17 protein-coding genes and 1 pseudogene are annotated in these 18149 nt (G+C 37.1%); 15 read left to right on the top strand and 3 right to left on the bottom strand.

The window, feature by feature from the left end; translation table 11 throughout:
* Nucleotides 1-181: 181 nt before the first annotated feature.
* The 9 genes and pseudogenes from JOC34_RS05710 to JOC34_RS05675 all read left to right on the top strand — a co-directional run bounded on the left by JOC34_RS05710 (nucleotide 182) and on the right by JOC34_RS05675 (nucleotide 8701).
* Nucleotides 182-514 (top strand): ArsR/SmtB family transcription factor, encoded by a 333-nt coding sequence (locus JOC34_RS05710; RefSeq protein ID WP_239544065.1) that lies wholly within the window; start codon nucleotides 182-184, stop codon nucleotides 512-514.
* A gap of 27 nt (nucleotides 515-541) precedes the next feature.
* A complete protein-coding gene (locus tag JOC34_RS05705) occupies nucleotides 542-1834 on the top strand; it encodes an arsenic transporter (RefSeq protein WP_205135737.1) in 1293 nt (430 codons plus the stop codon).
* Nucleotides 1835-2117: 283 nt separating this feature from the next.
* Nucleotides 2118-3557 (top strand): MocR-like pyridoxine biosynthesis transcription factor PdxR, encoded by a 1440-nt coding sequence (pdxR, locus tag JOC34_RS05700; protein WP_205135736.1) that lies wholly within the window; start codon nucleotides 2118-2120, stop codon nucleotides 3555-3557.
* 335 nt (nucleotides 3558-3892) lie between these two features.
* On the top strand, nucleotides 3893-4864 hold the full coding sequence (locus tag JOC34_RS05695) for a carbon-nitrogen hydrolase family protein (RefSeq protein WP_205135735.1): 972 nt from the start codon (nucleotides 3893-3895) through the stop codon (nucleotides 4862-4864).
* Nucleotides 4865-5077: 213 nt separating this feature from the next.
* A complete protein-coding gene (locus JOC34_RS05690) occupies nucleotides 5078-5329 on the top strand; it encodes a hypothetical protein (protein WP_205135734.1) in 252 nt (83 codons plus the stop codon).
* A 160-nt stretch (nucleotides 5330-5489) separates the two neighbouring features.
* Nucleotides 5490-5587, top strand: a pseudogene (locus JOC34_RS22175) (arginase family protein); the annotation flags it as partial.
* A 335-nt stretch (nucleotides 5588-5922) separates the two neighbouring features.
* Nucleotides 5923-6345 carry a MarR family winged helix-turn-helix transcriptional regulator gene (locus JOC34_RS05685; protein ID WP_205135733.1) on the top strand — a complete coding sequence of 141 codons (423 nt, stop codon included), beginning with the start codon at nucleotides 5923-5925 and terminating at the stop codon, nucleotides 6343-6345.
* A 138-nt stretch (nucleotides 6346-6483) separates the two neighbouring features.
* A complete protein-coding gene (locus JOC34_RS05680; protein WP_205135732.1) occupies nucleotides 6484-7506 on the top strand; it encodes an NADH:flavin oxidoreductase/NADH oxidase in 1023 nt (340 codons plus the stop codon).
* A 100-nt stretch (nucleotides 7507-7606) separates the two neighbouring features.
* Complete coding sequence (locus JOC34_RS05675; RefSeq protein WP_205135731.1) at nucleotides 7607-8701, top strand: oxidoreductase; 1095 nt, start codon at nucleotides 7607-7609, stop codon at nucleotides 8699-8701.
* Nucleotides 8702-8772: 71 nt separating this feature from the next.
* On the opposite strand, the gene JOC34_RS05670 is transcribed toward JOC34_RS05675, so the two are convergent.
* The gene (locus JOC34_RS05670; RefSeq protein ID WP_205135730.1) at nucleotides 8773-9666 is read right to left on the bottom strand and encodes a LysR family transcriptional regulator; all 894 of its coding nucleotides are present in this window, start codon (nucleotides 9664-9666) and stop codon (nucleotides 8773-8775) included.
* A gap of 129 nt (nucleotides 9667-9795) precedes the next feature.
* On the opposite strand from JOC34_RS05670, the gene JOC34_RS05665 reads away from it, so the two are divergent.
* Together JOC34_RS05665 and JOC34_RS05660 are read left to right on the top strand one after the other, a co-directional pair.
* On the top strand, nucleotides 9796-10374 hold the full coding sequence (locus tag JOC34_RS05665) for a LysE family translocator (protein ID WP_205135729.1): 579 nt from the start codon (nucleotides 9796-9798) through the stop codon (nucleotides 10372-10374).
* Between the two features lie 184 nt (nucleotides 10375-10558).
* On the top strand, nucleotides 10559-10753 hold the full coding sequence (locus JOC34_RS05660; protein WP_205135728.1) for a hypothetical protein: 195 nt from the start codon (nucleotides 10559-10561) through the stop codon (nucleotides 10751-10753).
* Between the two features lie 56 nt (nucleotides 10754-10809).
* Here the strand turns inward: JOC34_RS05660 and JOC34_RS05655 are convergent, their stop codons facing one another.
* The gene (locus JOC34_RS05655; RefSeq protein WP_205135727.1) at nucleotides 10810-10998 is read right to left on the bottom strand and encodes a capping complex subunit for YIEGIA; all 189 of its coding nucleotides are present in this window, start codon (nucleotides 10996-10998) and stop codon (nucleotides 10810-10812) included.
* Nucleotides 10999-11021: 23 nt separating this feature from the next.
* Nucleotides 11022-11879, bottom strand: coding sequence for a YIEGIA family protein (locus JOC34_RS05650; protein WP_338062644.1), 858 nt, complete (start codon nucleotides 11877-11879; stop codon nucleotides 11022-11024).
* Between the two features lie 768 nt (nucleotides 11880-12647).
* On the opposite strand from JOC34_RS05650, the gene JOC34_RS05645 reads away from it, so the two are divergent.
* From JOC34_RS05645 to JOC34_RS05630, 4 genes are all read left to right on the top strand, one after another.
* Complete coding sequence (locus tag JOC34_RS05645) at nucleotides 12648-13538, top strand: YitT family protein (RefSeq protein ID WP_205135725.1); 891 nt, start codon at nucleotides 12648-12650, stop codon at nucleotides 13536-13538.
* A gap of 495 nt (nucleotides 13539-14033) precedes the next feature.
* Nucleotides 14034-16187 carry a type IA DNA topoisomerase gene (locus JOC34_RS05640; protein ID WP_205135724.1) on the top strand — a complete coding sequence of 718 codons (2154 nt, stop codon included), beginning with the start codon at nucleotides 14034-14036 and terminating at the stop codon, nucleotides 16185-16187.
* Nucleotides 16188-16366: 179 nt separating this feature from the next.
* A complete protein-coding gene (locus tag JOC34_RS05635; protein WP_205135723.1) occupies nucleotides 16367-16819 on the top strand; it encodes a hypothetical protein in 453 nt (150 codons plus the stop codon).
* 321 nt (nucleotides 16820-17140) lie between these two features.
* A complete protein-coding gene (locus JOC34_RS05630; protein ID WP_205135722.1) occupies nucleotides 17141-17845 on the top strand; it encodes an SDR family oxidoreductase in 705 nt (234 codons plus the stop codon).
* Nucleotides 17846-18149: the final 304 nt, after the last annotated feature.

Below are 18149 nucleotides of genomic sequence, written 5' to 3'. Positions count from 1 at the left end.
AAGCATATAAAAAAGATAAGCGTTATGAGGGATAACATTTGATGGTTATCTCTCTTTTTTTGATCAAACTACATATAAGTGGTTGTTTATATAAGCAATTGTTTATATAATGAGTTATGCTTCTTCATATACATTAACTTAGGCGTAATAAAATAGTTACTTTAAAAGGTGGTGAATGTACTTGTTAACATTTAGTGATGCTGAACACCAGTTAAAAGCGATTAGTGAGGAAACAAGATTGAGGATTGTTTCTTATTTAACAATAGATACGCTATGTGTTTGTGAACTGGTTGAACTTCTACAAATGAGTCAACCGTCCATTAGTCAGCATTTAAAGCGGCTAAAGCAGTCTGAAATTATTTTAGAAGAAAGAAGGGGAAAGTGGGTTTTTTATTCCATAAATAAGGAGCATCAATTATACACGTTGCTTCTTCACTTAGTTGATATGCTTCCTTCACCGAAGGAGGATATCAACTCATTAGCAAGTGGGGGAAAAAGAATACTTTGTGAGTGAGCGGAGAAGTAGGAAGGGGTTTTTACATTGGTTTATTTAGCAATTTTAATTTTTCTAGTTACGTTACTATTTGTTATCTGGCAGCCAAAAGGTTTATCCATTGGATGGACAGCATCTGCCGGCGCATTAATAGCGCTTATTACAGGTGTTGTTAACTTTCAGGATGTGATAGATGTAACAGGCATTGTCTGGAACGCTACATTAACATTTGTTGCACTTATTATCATTTCTTTAATTCTGGATGAAATAGGTTTCTTTGAATGGGCAGCTCTACATATGGCTCGCTTTGCCAATGGCAACGGGTTTAAAATGTTTTTCCTGGTCACTATTTTAGGGGCAATTGTCGCTGCATTATTTGCCAATGACGGGGCAGCACTTATCATCACGCCAATTGTTTTAGCGATGGTTAAAGCATTAAATTTTAAGGAAAAAATGATACTACCGTTTATTATGGCGTCTGGATTTATTGCAGATACAACCTCACTTCCGTTAATCGTGAGTAACTTAGTGAATATTGTTTCTGCTGATTTCTTTGAGATTGGGTTTGTTGAATATGCCACCCGAATGATTGTGCCGAATTTATTCAGCTTGGTGGCTAGCATGATCATGCTCTACATCGTCTTTCGTAAAAGCATACCAAAAGATTATGATGCTTCTCAATTAAGACAGCCCCAAGAAGCTATCAATGATTTATTTATGTTTCGCTTGTCATGGGGTGTGCTTTCCGTTTTATTAATTGGTTACTTTGCTAGTGAGTTTATCGGCATGCCCGTATCTTTCATAGCAGGGGCTATAGCTATTATTTTCTTGATTATTGCGCATCGAAGTCCTGCTGTTAAAACGATGACAGTTCTGAAAGGTGCGCCTTGGGCTATTGTCTTTTTCTCAATTGGAATGTATGTCGTTGTTTATGGATTGAAAAATGTGGGTTTAACGAGTCTGCTAGCTACCATGATACAGGCAACAGCGGATCAGGGGATGTTTGCAGCTACGGTAGGAATGGGTTTTATTGCTGCGTTTCTGTCATCTATCATGAACAATTTGCCTACAGTGATGATTGATGCACTGGCAATAGCTGATACAAATACAACTGGAGTGATGAGAGAAGCACTTATTTATGCCAATGTTATCGGTTCTGATTTAGGACCAAAAATTACACCAATTGGTTCCCTTGCAACGCTTTTATGGCTACATGTTTTAAATAAAAAAGGAGTCAAAATTTCTTGGGCTTACTATTTTAAAATAGGAATCATATTGACAGTGCCAACACTCTTTATCACGTTGGTAGGTCTATACTTATGGTTGCAGTTCATTCATTAAAATATACGAGGTAACTATAATTCTATATACAAAGAAGTATTGTAGACATCTATTTAGATGTGGTAAAAGAAAATAATGCAGTAGTAAAGCTTATTAATAAAATTAGATGAGCCGTGGCGGCTATTCGTGGGAGAGTAAACCTAATCTATCTGAGGGAGTTTAGTTTTTAAAGAAATGCCAATTATTTTAGATGGCGTTTCACTTTATGGACTTATACTTGCTTTAGAAAAAGTGGATGGTTAACTGAATTTTACATATTTCGACATGTAGAAGGAGTAATAAAATGGAATGGAAACTAGATCGAACATCAAAGAAACCTTTATATAAGCAGATTGCTGATTTTATTGAACAAGGAATTTTAACAGGGATGTTTTCGCAGGATAGTATGTTACCATCCGAGCGAATCCTTGCGAAAGAACTCGGTGTTAACCGAAGTACGATCGTGTCTGCTTACGATGAACTTCAGTCACTTGGTATTGTTGAACGCAAGAAAGGAAGTGGGACACGGATTAGTACAGATATATGGGGAGTTTCCCATAAACGCATTCCAAACTGGGGGCGTTACATGGAAGACGGATCTTTTTTGCCTAATTTGCCATTTGTACGACGCATTCGTACTGAAACCAGGAAACATAATATTATCAATTTATCTAGTGGTGAATTATCGCCTAGTCTGTGGCCAAATGAGCAATTCCGCACGATTTTTACAGAACACCCATTTATGGAGCCGCTTGGCTACGATCACCCAATGGGAAATGCGTCACTACGTGAAACAATCTCTGCACACGTAAAAGAATACAGAAATATTAATACCTCCTCATCGTCGATGTTAATTACGTCTGGCGCGCAACAAGCACTTCATCTCATCGTTCAATGTTTATTGAAGCCTGGTGATGCGATTGCGATCGAGGATCCTTCTTATTTTTACTCATTACCACTCTTGCAATCTGCGGGTTTAAAAGTCTATTATTTGCCAGTCGATCAACACGGTATTAATCCTGACGATGTCGAGAAATTGTATAAGAAACATAGAATCAAAATGATTTTTTTGAATACATCTCATCAGAATCCAACTGGGGCAAGTCTACATCCGTCACGTCAGAAAAAGATATTGGAAATATCGTCGGAACTAGGTATTCCAATTGTAGAGGATGATCCTTATTCACTTATATCTTTTGATGGGGAAAAGGTTTCAACACTAAAATCAATGGATGAAAGCGGAAATGTTCTTTATATTAGTTCTTTGTCTAAAATTGTTGCTTCAGGCCTCCGGATCGGTTGGGTAATCGGGCCATCTAAAGTAATAAATCGTTTGGCAGATGCGAAACAACAAGTGGATTTCGGTCATAGTATTTTTCCACAATGGGCTGCCGATGAATTTTTAAAAGATCCTTATTTTGATGCGCATATTTCTATGCTAAGGGATGAACTGAAAAAAAGACGAGATGAAATTATCAGAAGTTTAGAAGTGTATTTGGATGAGGAAGTGGAATTTATTCCACCTAAAGGCGGCATTCATATATGGTGCCGGGTTAAATCAGCATTTAATGAAAGTCAACTTCTGGAGGAATCAATGAAAAAGGGTGTTTCGTTTGTTCCTGGTAGTGTGTTCGGATCTGGGAAAGGGTATGTACGATTTACTTATGGACGTGGAGAAACAAATCTGATTCAGGAAGGGATTTCAAGATTTGCTGATGCATTGAAAGTATGTACACGACAATAACCCATCATAACGATAGGGGGCAACAATGCTAGTTATACAATATTCAATGTGTATAACTGGAATTGTTGTCTTTTTTTATCGTAAGAACAGAAGTGGATGGGTAAATTCATATCAAATTGGATGGCCATATTTCTTTTTTTTCCTATAAAATGAAAGAAGGATAGTATAAAGAGAAACTACATCAGAGGAGAATGAGATATTAATCAAAGCAATGAAATCTATTTTGGATGAACATGCTTTGCGTCATGGGAGACATAAATACACTAGTAATTAAAGAGATAATAGACTTATTTTGATTTAATATTGTTTCATATGAAATGACAGGGGGCATACAAATGAACAATGAAGCTATATCTAAAAATGTTCGTGTTGCGGTCATTCAAGCCGCTTCTGTGATAATGGATAAAAAAGCAAGTACTGAAAAAGCGATAGAACTTACGAATCAAGCAGCCGAAAATGGAGCGAAAATCGTAGTGTTTCCGGAAGCCTTTATTCCTGCATATCCAAGAGGGCTCTCCTTTGGCTCGAAAATTGGGAGCCGCACTGATGGAGGACGTCAGGACTGGCTAAGGTATTGGGAAAACGCAATTGTTGTTCCTGGAAATACAACGGATAAGTTGGGAAAAGCTGCCCGTAAAGCTGGGGTGTATCTTATTATCGGTGTTATTGAAAAGGATAATGAAACAAGTGGTGGCACGCTTTATTGTACGGTATTATTCTTTGGTCCGGATGGGTCGTTACTTGGAAAACACCGAAAGTTGAAACCGACAGCAGCAGAAAGGATTGTCTGGGGTGAAGGAGATGGAAGTACTTTGCCGGTGTTCGACACTCCATATGGTAGGATTGGAGCGTTAATTTGCTGGGAAAACTATATGCCTTTAGCAAGGACGGCTATGTATGCAAAGGGTGTTCAACTTTATATCATGCCTACAGCCGATTCTAGAGAATCATGGCAAGCAACAATAAGACATATAGCGATGGAAGGGCGCTGCTTCGTATTATCTTGTAATCAATATGTGACGAAAGATATGTACCCGACAGATTTGGCATGCTATGACGATCTCGCTGATTCACCAGAAGAAATGAGTTCAGGTGGTAGCGCGATTGCAGGTCCGCTTGGTGACTATGTGGCAAAACCGGTATATGGACGCGAAGAGATCATATTTGCTGATTTAGACTTAAAAGACATTGCCCGTAGTCAATTAGACTTTGATGTGGTTGGGCATTATTCAAGACCTGATATTTTTCAACTGTATGTGAATGATGAAAAGATGCAAAGTGTAAAGTGGTTGAATGAAAATAAATAATGGAGGTATCTACGTTGACCCGAGAAGCCCCTACTTTAACAAAAGTGATTTTCTTTTGTAAGTGGAGGGTAGTTCACGGATGGCCTATTTCAGTGTGGAAGAACAAAATATAGAGGAACTTTTTGTGTTTATTTATGAAAGTACAAAGGATTTATCGCCTTTTTGAGTGATTCGTTTATATGTCAGTATTTTAGATGGATGGAGGCAATTAAAATGGGAATTGGATTGATAATATTTTTAATTGTTTTATTTATAGCAGCTATAGGCGGGACGTTTTTTGCGTTTCGGCAAGAAGAAAATAAAATGAAAAAATATGCGGAAGAAGGGCAAACGTTTCAGGATGAATTAAAACGGGCAGAAGAATATGAAGAAAGATCACTAAAATCGAATATACCTGTGCTAAGTTGGATTTATGTAATAACGATCTTACTATCCTTACTTGCTTTCGCATTTTATCTGTTTTAACTAGTAGGAAATTTGTTGTTCATCTATAGTAGTCTTTAAAAGCGTACTTGGAGTTAAAGAAAATACATTATTATATTAAACCAGCACCGTAGTCTAATATTAAACATTGGGCAGCGGGTGAAATGACCTTCTCAGCTAGATTGATTTGAGATACAGCTAAACGAATGTAGTTGGGTTAGGAATAACAGAACATATGCCTTGGAACGCCATTAGCTAAAAAAACTTCTTGCTCAATTATATATCCTGGGTAAGACGTAAGTTGTATTTAAATAGTAAATAAAATTACGGTGGGACAACGAAAAAAACATAAAAAGTAATTGCAAAAAGACTAAAGATCCTTTGTTTTGTCTCAAGGGTTTTTAGTCTTTTTTATATGAAAACCAAAAAAAATCGAGTATGTTATAATAGATCGTATTATATTGAAATTGGGGTAATTCTAAACAGAACAGCATGCCCACAAATACCTCAAAAGTTGAATATTGTCTTTCAAATAAAGGATCTTCTCTCATTATTGGATAGCTTAGTAAATAGGTAATTGGTATAGTTAATTATTAAACGTGAAACTTTTTGATTCAGAAGAGGAGGCGTATATTATGACAATGAATCATGATTTTATGGATTACTGGTTATCGATAGAATCAATACAAAATAAAGTGAAGAAAGATTTGGAAAACGTACTGCAGAGCGAGTACAATCTATCCTTAAAAGAATTCTATGTGCTTTATCATCTTTCTAAGACACCTGATAAAAAACTGAGATTGCAGCAATTGCAAGAAATGCTCGGTTTGAGTCAGAGTGCGCTTTCCAGATTAGTAGGTAATATGGAAGCAAAAAGCTGCGGTGTTTTAGAAAAGCAAATTTGTGCAGATGACCGTAGAGGTACCTATACGCATCTAACAGAATTTGGGGAGCAAAAACTACAAAAAAGTCTCGTTTCCTTCCGTGAAATACTAAATTCACACGTTGCTGATATTGATGTTGAAGGAATTTTAAAACAGTTATTAGAAAAGTTATAAAGTACGTATGTTATTGAAGTGCTCAAAATGAGCACTTTTTTAGGTAGGTTGAACTCTTTAATTTGACATAGATAATATATAGCATATAACATATATGCATGCGTAATGCATATATTTTTTAACAAAGGAGTTTTGTAGATGCTAGATTTATTTAGTCCATTCAAAATAAAAGAATTGAAGTTAAAAAACCGGGTTGTCATGTCCCCGATGTGTCAATATTCCGTTGAGAAAAAGGATGGAATAGCCACTGACTGGCATTATCTGCACTATGTAAGCAGAGCAATTGGTGGAACTGGGTTTATCATGATTGAAATGACAGATGTAGAGCCTGACGGAAGAATTTCGGATTATGATTTGGGGTTATGGTCTGATGATCAAGTGCCTGCTTTGAAGAAGATAGTAGAAGCTTGTCATCATTACGGGGCGAAGATTGGTATTCAGATTGCACATGCTGGACGCAAAGCAGAAGATGCTGCTGTGCCGGTAGCGCCATCTGCAATACCGTTCGACGAAAAGTCCAAAACACCAAGAACGCTTTCAACAGATGAAGTAAAAGATATGGTGGAGAAGTTTCGTAAAGCAGTAAGACGTGCTGTTGAAGCGGGATTTGATGCGATTGAAATTCACGGAGCCCATGGTTACCTTATTCATCAATTCCATTCCCCACTTACAAATAAAAGGGAAGATGAATATGGACAGGATTTGACCAAATTTGGCCGTGAAATCATTCAAGCAGCTAAAACGGAAATGCCTACCGATATGCCACTAATGATGCGTATCTCAGCAAAGGAATATGTAGAAGGCGGCTATGGAATAAACGAAAGTATTGAATTTTCTCGAATTTATCAAGAAGCTGGTGTTGATATGTTTGATATCTCTTCTGGTGGAGAAGGTCAAATTGCAGCTTGGGGGAGACCAGGTACACATGTAGCTTACCAAGCACCGTTAGCTAGACAGATCAAAGAAGCGCTTCAAGTACCGGTCATGGCTGTCGGTAGACTGGATGACCCAAGCTTAGCCAATGCAATCATCGGTAATGAAGAAGCAGATCTTATTGCTGTTGGAAGGGGTATGCTGAGAAATCCTTATTGGACATTGGAAGCTGCTAAACAATTAAAGAAGGAAACAACAGTACCAACGCAATATTCAGCGGGATTCTAATTAATGCACGGATATCCGTTTAAAAATTTAATGGTAATAATATATTAACCTTATTACGGGATTCCCCCTATGAATTTTTTATAAAAGAAGGAGTTTAACTATGACAGACAAGAAAACTTTATTTGAGACCATTACATTAGGTAATACAACATTAGATAATCTGGTAGGTGTTGCACCCATGACACGCATCAGTGCAACACCTGAAGGGGAGGTAACCGACCAGATGGTGTCGTACTACACATCCTTTGCTCGAGGCGGGTTTGGCTTAATCATTACGGAGGGAAATTATATTGATGACATGTATAGCCAAACCTATTTTGATCAATCGGGCATCATTTTTGAGGAACAAGCCCAGGCATGGAAGAAAGTAGTAGACTCCGTTCATCAAGCAGGAGCGAAAATCTTTATGCAATTACAGCATTCAGGTGCGCTTTCTCAAGGAAATCGTTTTGCCCAAGAAACACTCGCTCCTTCCGCTGTTCAACCAAAAGGGGAACAATTAGCGATGTATTTGGGGGAAGGTCCATTCCCAACCCCAAGGGAAGTGACAAAGGAAGAGATTCAAGCTGTTATAGCTGGGTTTGTTCATGCTGCCAAGAACGCTAAGCTAGCGGGGTTTGATGGAATTGAAATCCATGGAGCGAATGGTTATTTACTGGATGGTTTTCTTACTGATTATACAAATCAGCGTACAGATGAATACGGCGGTTCCACGAAAAACCGGGTCCGTTTATCGGTAGAAGTGTCTAAAGCGATTCGCGAAGCAGTTGGAAAGGAATTTACTATTGGTATTCGGATTTCGCAAGCAAAAGTAAATGATTACACACACAAGTGGGCTGGTAAGGAACAAGATGCTGCAATCATTTTTGGCCAATTAGGGCAAGCTGGTCTTGACTATATCCATGTGACGGAATATAAAGCATGGGAGCCTGCATTCGATAAAAGCGGACAATCACTTGCTTCTCTGGCAAAAAAATATGGAGGAGTACCCGTTATTGCGAACGGTCATTTGGAGGATCCGCAAAAAGCGGGGGAGATGATTGAAAATGGAGAAGCAGATGTGATTACTTTAGGTAAAGGGGCCCTAGCTAACCATGATTGGGTTAACAAAGTAAAGAATGGAGAGCCTTTAGCAACGTTTAAACCAGAAGAAGTGTTAAGACCGAATGCAAAAATAAAGGAATTTGAAGTGTGAAATCGTGTCTAGATCTTATAACCTCCCCAACGTTGATCAAACTTGGGGGGGTTGTTTAACTACTCATGTAATTAAGACGCATCTTTGTTAGATTCATTTACCGAATCTAAAACAAGTTCCGCAAAAGCCTCTACTGCGGGTGACAACCATTTCTTCTTTTTGATCAGCATATGGGAATAAATCGGATCGAATTTTCCAGCGTGACGCACCACTTTTAGCTTGCCATTATCAATTTCTTCTTTTACTGTCATATAAGGCAAAACAGCAAATCCAAGTCCACTCATCACAGTTTGTTTGATCGCTTCTATGCTCCACAATTCCATCGATTGAAAGTTATGAATGTTATGCTTCAATAAGTATTGTTCGAACATGACCCGATAACTGCAGCCTTCTTCATTCGTTATAAAAAAAGGCTTGCTATTATCTTTATATTCATCAAAATGATCCGGACCATCATGATTGCTTACAAGAACTATTTTCTCTTCACCTAAAGCATAATGAATGCATTTTTCTACATTTAATTGAGGGAAGACCATTAAAGCAACATCTACCCGTCCGCTGAGTAAATCTATCTGGTTTTGTCCACATGTTCCGTTGGTTAAGATGAGCTTTACGTGTGGATATTTTAAGGAATATTCCCTTATTATGGGACCTAATCTGGAGATGGTTAAAGATTCTGGTGCAGCCACCCGCAATACTCCCTTGACTTGATAGGCACTTTGCATATTCTTGATCTGATCATGAGTAGAAAGTAAATCTTCCGCTAAAGGCAATAATTCCCTACCTAAATGAGTAAGTTGCAATTTTCTTTTTATATAAGTAAACAGTGCGCCTCCGATCTCCTCTTCTAGCGCCTGAATATGAGAGGTTATCGTGGATTGCGTATAACCTAACTTTGAAGCAGCTCCTGTATAACTTCCTATTTCCACAATAGCCTGAAAAGTTATGAGATGTCTAATTTCCATATAACTTCCTCCCTATTTTTGATGTATCGAAATAAATGATAATGGTTGTTTATATTTCAATTTTACTTATGGATGTCATTACCATACAATAAATGCACGCAGAAGTAAATACATCAAGAAGGTGAGTTAATGAGCATGATAGCATTTCTATCGTATGTAATTATTACATCCATTACGCCTGGTCCAAGTAATATTTTAATGATGAATGAAGCACGAAAGTTTGGCTTTGTAGGGTCATGGCGATTCAATAGCGGGATCTTGATCGGATTTGCAGTTCTAGGAATGGTAAGTGGAATATTTACAGCAGGTATGTACAATTGGATCCCTGTTGTAAAGCCATACTTTAAAATAGCTGGTGCAGTCTATCTGCTCTACCTAACCTATCAAGTGGGTTTTCCAAAAAGTTCCGGGAAAGATGCGAAGGATGTAAAATCCTCTTTCCTATCCGGTTTTATTATACAGGTGATAAATATCAAAAGCATTTTATTCTTTTTAACAGTGATGAGCGCATTTATTTTACCGTTTAATCATTCCATGGAATCTATTGTATTTTATATAGCTTTAACAATTATTTTAGGATGGTTAGCCTTACTTTTGTGGTCAGGGTTCGGCTCCATTTTAAAGAACTTTCTAGCTAAATATGACAGGTTATTTAGAGTAATCATGTGTGGGTTATTGATTTACGTTACAGTGACTATCTTTCTTTAAGGCTAAGCGCTTATCTATATCTTTTTTTCGTAGTTTGTTAATAACGGATTTCATTTTCCTCAGTCAATATATTTATCTCTAAATGTAGTGACTGATAATTTAATGAAGAGTCAGATGTACTTTAACCATAACAAAGTGGTTGAATTATAACTCAAAGATATGAATCATTTGGAGGTTGATGTTATTGAACCGTTTAAAAGGATTAAAGAAGATGATGACTGGAGTGGAACCGGCAACACCTATAGCTCAATTACTGGGGATAGAAATAATAGAGGTAGGAACGGTTAAATTATTAGGTCATTCTCCTTTTATAAAGGCTGAATCTACTTTTATGTTGCATTCAAGTGTGGACAATAATATTAATCAAGATAGAGCGTAGTTACAGCCAAAAAAGTAACGGGAGTCAAGCTTTTATTTGGACTCCCTTTTTGGTTATTAATGTGCAACGATAATCATTGTATTTGGATCGACTTCATGGGCAGAAGCATCAAGCGTTTTTTCTAATGTAGTGCTAACTTTCTGCAATGACTCTCTGTTTTCTGTTATAAATACTGGTGCACCACCAGCCTTTATCGTTTCTTGTTTTGTTGAAATAATTGCTATTATTTTGGTAGGTTGTTCCATTTCTTCACTCCTCAATTATTTACTCATCCTTTCCCTTTGTCTGACTCACGGGGTAAACGGATGGCACTGTCGAGAACAGGGACATGTTTTAACACTTCCCTTATTTGGCTGAATTCTTTTTCCTTGGGTAAAAAGAATAATGCTAGCCTTCCATCATCCATATCCCTTTTGGAAAGTGGGACAAGATCGGGTTCGCCGGAATCGAGGTAAGAACCCAGCACATTTGAAATATGATGCAATATGGCCTGTCGTTGTCCTAAATTAGATAAAGTTAAAATGCTATTTTGGTTTTTAGGGATAACAATGACACCTGCCGCCCGTTCCATAATCACTTTTTTACTGCTATCTAATCCTACATTTTTGATATGAATATCATTTACATAAAGATTAGGACCCTCAAATCTGATAGTACCTTCAGTGATATCAGCTATATCATTGAGAAGTTTTCCTTTAATTTTAGTTCTAATGATTAAAGCCCCAACAATTCCAATTATGATGGCAAGCCATATGTTGTACAGGGAAATCAGTGTTGTAATTAGGCCGGTAAACATTACCATATAGTTTCTTCCTTCAAAGGCCTGCGCCATGCCCTCTATAAATGACTCACCTCTTTTTACTAACTCTTTTTGATCCACCTTTTCAAGGGTGTCCCTTTCCATTTTACGAACCTCTCGAAACTGGGTTGCTGCAAGACCCAAAAAAGTAACTGCTGTCCAATCAGATTCTATGACCGCTGGAACGGCTACGGATCCAATGAAAGCGGCAATAAAACCAAATGAAAGATTGATAATTCTTCCAGTTGGATATGTGGGATATTGTCTGAAATCTGTTCTTAACAATAAAATCCTTGCTACAAATCCCACAAGTGTCCCAACAATCACTGATACTAAGTATTGATCCACGATTTGGCCACCTTATTATTTTTTAACCCAAATTAAGGGCAGGCTTTCCTATTTTAATCAATGTTTCAGAAATTATTTATAAAGCGTTCCTTACTTTCGAAAGGAATAGATGTTTTCATTTCAAATTATTGCTATAAAAATTAAATACCCAATATCGAGAAATGCGGTGATGATACGTTATCTCAACAAGAAATCCTTGACGAACTGTCAAAAAACTTGAATACATGGAAAGAAAATTATGGTGTAAAGCGAATTGGCTAACAAATGGAAGGCTTAGAAAAGCTGTTAGGTAAAGTAGATAAAGTTAATAAACAATTTTAAAACGGAAAATTAAAGAGTACAAAGGGCGCCCTGCAAGGAAGTGATAATTAGTGTTTGTAGAGAAGAGCAATAAATATATTTCAACTAGGTCGGGAGAGAATGAAACCGTCGGCTACTTCTAGGTATTTGTCCACTTTAATTATCCAAAAAAGCAAGGAGTTTCTTCACTAAGAAATCCGGCCGTTCCTCTGCAATGTAATGACCGTAGTTTTCAATGGCCCCTCCACTGAGTTGTTCAGTGATTGTAATAGGGATTGACGAAGGGAGTCACCTACAGAATGTCCCCCTCCCGATGCCAGAATAGGCATGGATAATTTGTTTGGAACATCGAGTATCGTACACCATGAAGTTTCACTCAATTAGTGCAATATAAAATAAAATCTTATATACTAATTATTAATTAGAGAAAGAAAAAGGAAGTGCGATATGAAGGATTTTGGACTCATGGTACTGGGTACTTTTTTCTTTGCTTTTTCAGTGGCAATATTTGCAATGCCCAACTCGCTCGCAGAGGGTGGTATCCCCGGACTATCCCTCTTACTTTATTTTGAGTTAGGTTGGTCTCCTGCATTGGTGACCTTGATCGCAAATGGATTCATTTTATTAATTGGTTATCGCTACTTACCCAAGGCGATGATAATAAAATCGATTGCTGCCATTCCTTTATTTTCAATATTTCTGTTCATAATGGAGGACTTTGGATCTACAATGGGTGATCCTCTTCTTGCTGCCCTTTATGCAGGAGTATTTACAGGAATTGGCTTTGGTTTCATCTTTCGTTCGGGAAGTACTATTGGTGGAACGTCCACTATTGCAAAAGTGCTAAATTATAAATTGGGTTGGGAACTAACAGGAACAAACTTGGTGTTAGATGCTTTAGTTGTTGCAGGTGGAATATTAGTTATTGGCCCAATTCTAACTTTATACACAGTAGTGGCTTTGTTTATTGGAAAACGAGTGACTGACTACGTCTTAGAAGGTTTTGAGTCAAAAAAGATTGTTCATATATTCTCGGATTATAGCGAATCAATAGCTCGTTCTATCCGAGAGAATCTTGGTGCCCATACTACTATCTTGCAAGGAAAAAATGATGGTAATGGAAACGATGAGAACCTTATTTATGTTGCAGTTCCAAAACAGCAATTGTTTTATTTAAAAAAATTGATTCGTGAGCTCGATGAAGATGCGTTTACTGTTGTAAATACAGTGAAAGATGTGAGTGGTGGTTCGCTTGCCAAAGCTCACTATCCAACACAAAAAACGTTTAGTAGTGCAAAGGAAGAAAAACAGTACTATAAAGAAAAAGCTGAAGAATGACAAAAACATCTGAATTTTAACCAATTATTTCTTTTAGAAAATACCCTCCTATTTTCAGGTGGGGGGTTATATTCCCTTTTAGGAATCCTTGAATCGCCGTTTCATTTATGATATCCGCCCATTTTAAATCTTTATGATAGATTCCTAGAGAATGGTCCACATTTTGCTGGAATAAAGCCATTCTTGTACTGAATATTCTGATTTATCTTGCGAGTGTTACTACTTTCTCATCAGAAAAAGTAGTAGACAACGATCTTCACCCCTTACTGGTTAACACTTCATTCTATGTTATATCATGACAGGCAAATTTTGTGCAGTTAGCTTAGTAATCAAATTAACTGCGCTGATTAATGTATGAAGAATTTATGCTTATAAAAGGAATAATGATCATTATTAAATCTAGTAATTGTATTTTCAGGCGAAGAACGTCCGTTCCTAAATTAGTTGAAACATGATATGCTATAGAAAAACACAAACAAAAAATGGGTGAGTAAAATGAAATTAATTCTAGCGGAAAAACCATCTGTCGCAAAAAACATAGCAGATGCACTAGACATAAAAGCAAAACGAGATGGCTATTTTGAAGGGAATAACTATATCATTACATGGGCTTTCGGTCATTTGGTCGAGCTGTATGATGCCAAGGACTATGACAGCAAAATGGCTAGCTGGAAAATGGATAATTTCCCATTCATTCCATCTGCATTTAAGTATAAGGTGAAAAGTGACCCTAGAAATCGAAAGCAAGCTGATGGAGGCGCGCAAAAACAGCTCAAGACGATTCATGCATTAATGAAAAGGAATGACGTAGATGCAATCATTTCCGCGTGTGACTATGATCGGGAAGGGCAACTGATTGGTGACAGTATTATTTACCGCGCCAAATTGAATAAGCCTGTTTATCGACTGTTGTTAAATGAGTGGACCCGGGATGAAGTTATCCAGGGAATTGAGAAAATAGCACCGAATGAAACAATGAAACCATTACGAGATGCAGGGATTAGCAGACAATGGACGGACTGGGTCATCGGGATTAATTTAACATCGGTTGCCACCTTGAAGTTTCAGAAGGGGAAAGGGAAGGCGTTAAATATTGGTAGGGTGCTGTTGCCTACATTGAAAATTATTTACGATCGTGATGAGGAAATTAAAACCTTCGTTCCTGAGGATTATTTTAAATTACAAGCAACTTTTCAAACGAAATATGAGAAAGATTATGAAGGTACCTATGTAGAAGCAAATAAGGAAAAGTTTAAGAAAAAGGAAACATTGGAATCGATTCTCGACGCCATTCAAAACAAACCCGCACAAATTATTGATAAGCAAGTAAATAAAAAGAAAGAATTTGCACCATTTCTTTTCAACCTTACTAATCTGCAAGGCTATGTTACAAGTAAATTTAAAGGTTTTACATCTGATAAAGTATTGAAAATTGCGCAATCTCTTTATGAGAAGAAGTTTATTACATATCCACGTACCTCAAGTACAGCATTGGATGAAAGTCTAGTAGGAAAAACAGCGAAAGTATTAAAAACGCTATCGGAAGATTTGCCGTATCAAGATGAGATCAAATTTATGAAAACAAAGCGTGTGTTTAATAATGCTAAAGTGGAAAGCCATAGCGCGATCATCCCAACCTATGTAAAACCAAAGCGTCTTTCAGCGGATGAACAAATTGTCTACACCGCGATAAAGAATCGGTTTATCATGCAATTTATGCCAATTGCCGAATATGAAGAGACTAAATTAATAACAAAAGTAGACGATGCGAAAGGAACGTTTCATTCGAAGGGCAAGGTCCAGCTGGTTGAAGGCTGGAAGAAGGTGGAAAACATCCAGTCCAAGGATAATCTATTACCACTTGTACAAATAAAAGATATGGTGCGTTTCATCGATTCGGAAGTTACATCGCATGTCACCAAGCCTCCCAAATTTCATACTGAAAAAACACTGCTGCGTGTTATGGAAACGTGTGGGAAAAGTTATAAAGAAGATGATGAGCACAACGAAGATACACTGGGCAGTATTTTAACTGGCTTTAGTATTGGAACGCCTGCGACAAGGGCAGATACGATGAAAAAGTTAAAGGATGTTGGCTATATTACGGCCGAAGGTAAAAATTTGCGGTGTACGGAGCTCGGGAAAAAGCTTGTAGAGACCTTTCCTGTTCAAGATCTATTTGATTTGGAATTTACGGGACGCCTTGAAAAAGCACTGTCAGATATACAAAAAGGAAACGCCAATAAGCAGGAGTTTTTAAATATTATATTTACATTTACAAATGATGCGGTGAATACAATCAAAAGTGGACAGGACGTAATCATCAATGAAATAGCATCTCCAACAAGCACAAAAGAAGTACTTGGAATCTGTCCCCAATGTGGCAGTAAAGTCATTGAAGGTTATAAAGGATTTGGCTGTAGCAATTGGAAGAGCGGCTGTAAATTTGTTATTTGGAAAAATGATAAGTATTTAGCAACGATGAAAAAGAAGCCTACCAAAACAATGGTAAAGGCATTGCTGAAAAATAAAACAGCTCATGTGAAGGGATTTACGAGTAAAAAGGGCAATAAATTCAATGCTTATTTGCGCTATGAGAAGAACCCAGAAAATGATTATTATAGCTGGAAGATGACGTTTGAAAATTAGGGAAAAAATCTAGATAAAAATAGTTTTTCTTTGGTAAAAGCTATGTTATAATCAAAAGTTATACTTTTTAGACGTAAATAGTGTATACTAGATAGTAGAGGTAAGCAAAATTCGACAAACGGAGCTTTTATCGAATTGTATTATAATGCTAATTTTCTCTATCACATAAGGATGATATCATGAAAAAGGTTACACTAGGTCTACGAAGAAATTTGGCTCACGGAACACTTATCTGGATTTATTCAAACGACAAGAAGGTATACCACAGTAGGAAGCGGTTTGATACTGTTGCGTTTACGGACCAGGATTATAGTTACTTGGGAGAATTGGAGAAGATGCCACCCAAGAATAAAACCCAATCTAAAGCACTGTCCCAATTATTAAAGGGGTCGGATCGTATTTATGGTATTTGTCTGAATGAGAAGTTTGATCAAATTAGCCCGTATAATGAAACGGGGGAAGTTGAGGTCATTTTCTTCCCTACTTTAGATAAGTTAAAAACCTATGCAGAAACAGAATTTCAGGAGCTGGACCACAAGGAAATTCAACGAAGACAAGATGCAAAACAATTATGGCTGGAAAAAGGAAGAACGTATTTACAAAAAGAAAAACAACGCAATAAAGAAGCATAATATTGCTTTTCCAATCTATCCACTTACTTGCCACAGAGAACGAATAACAAATTGCCACTAATCATTGATGAAGCTTGTAGCTTATCTGTTTATTACGGATAAGATACAAGCTTTTTTTGACAGATTGTCTTTAACATTGATCATTACTTAAAAAGCTGATTTATCCATTTTTAAGTAAAAAAGGTTGGAAAGTTAAATCAAATACCCGTACAATAAGTAAGAATGCAATCATTTAATACATATAAACTGATGCGGAAAAGAAACAAACCAAGATAATGAAGACGATCCAGATAAGGAATAATATGGAGAGGTGGAATTACAATGAATAAATTAATAGGGAAGACAGCAATCATAACAGGAGCAAGCAGTGGCATTGGTGCAAAAATCGCGGAACAATTTGCAAGTGAAGGTGCCAACGTTGTACTTGCAGCAAGAAGAAAAGAAAAACTTACCATGGTGGCTGAAGCAATAAACGCAAAAGGTAATGGGCAAGCATTGGCAGTGGTAACAGATGTTTCAAATCGAGCCGATGTAGAGGATATGGTAAAACAAGCAAGAAATGCTTTTGGAGTAGTTGATATCTATGTGAATAATGCAGGATTGATGCTTGAATCTGTAGTTAAAGAAGGAAATGTAGAAGCGTGGGAGAGCATGATTGATGTGAATATTAAAGGGGTCTTATATGGCATTAATGCAGTTCTACCGGGCATGGTCGAACGCGAAACTGGGCATATTGTGAATATCTCTTCCGTTTCAGGTCAGGAAGTGACAAAAACAAGTACGGTTTACAGTGCGACGAAATTTGCGGCACGGGCACTTTCCATGGGATTGGAAAAAGAACTTGCTAGAACCGGGGTCAGGGTAACAAATGTATCACCGGGCATGGTCGATACCGATCTGATTGCCGATAATAAACTAAAAGATCGAAAGCCACTGAATACGGATGACATTGCAAATGCAATTGTATATGCAGTAACCCAACCTGAGCACGTAAATGTAAATGAAATAACCGTAAGACCAGTCTAATAAAGTGAAATTTAATTCAATTTTTTGCTTTATTCACTAAATGTTAGTTGAACGAATCAGGCTTTATGGGCAATTATCCGACCTGAAATTTCCATTTACCTATCATTTTTGATGTGAGGGGTTATTGTCTGTTAACCTGCGATACAATGCATTTGTATAGTGTGTAGAAATTTTTATAGAAAATCAATAAGATCATTAGCCTAATTGAAGAAACTTTGATATTATTGATATGTTATCCATTTATGTATTATTGACTGGTTTGGGCGATTTTTTATTTAAATAAATGTTGTAATCATTTATAATT

The sequence above is a fragment of the Virgibacillus halotolerans genome, from assembly GCF_016908515.1.
Classification (GTDB): domain Bacteria; phylum Bacillota; class Bacilli; order Bacillales; family Amphibacillaceae; genus Virgibacillus_M; species Virgibacillus_M halotolerans.
Note: the sequence above shows the minus strand (reverse complement) of the source record. Positions and strands in the feature narration are given on the sequence as shown.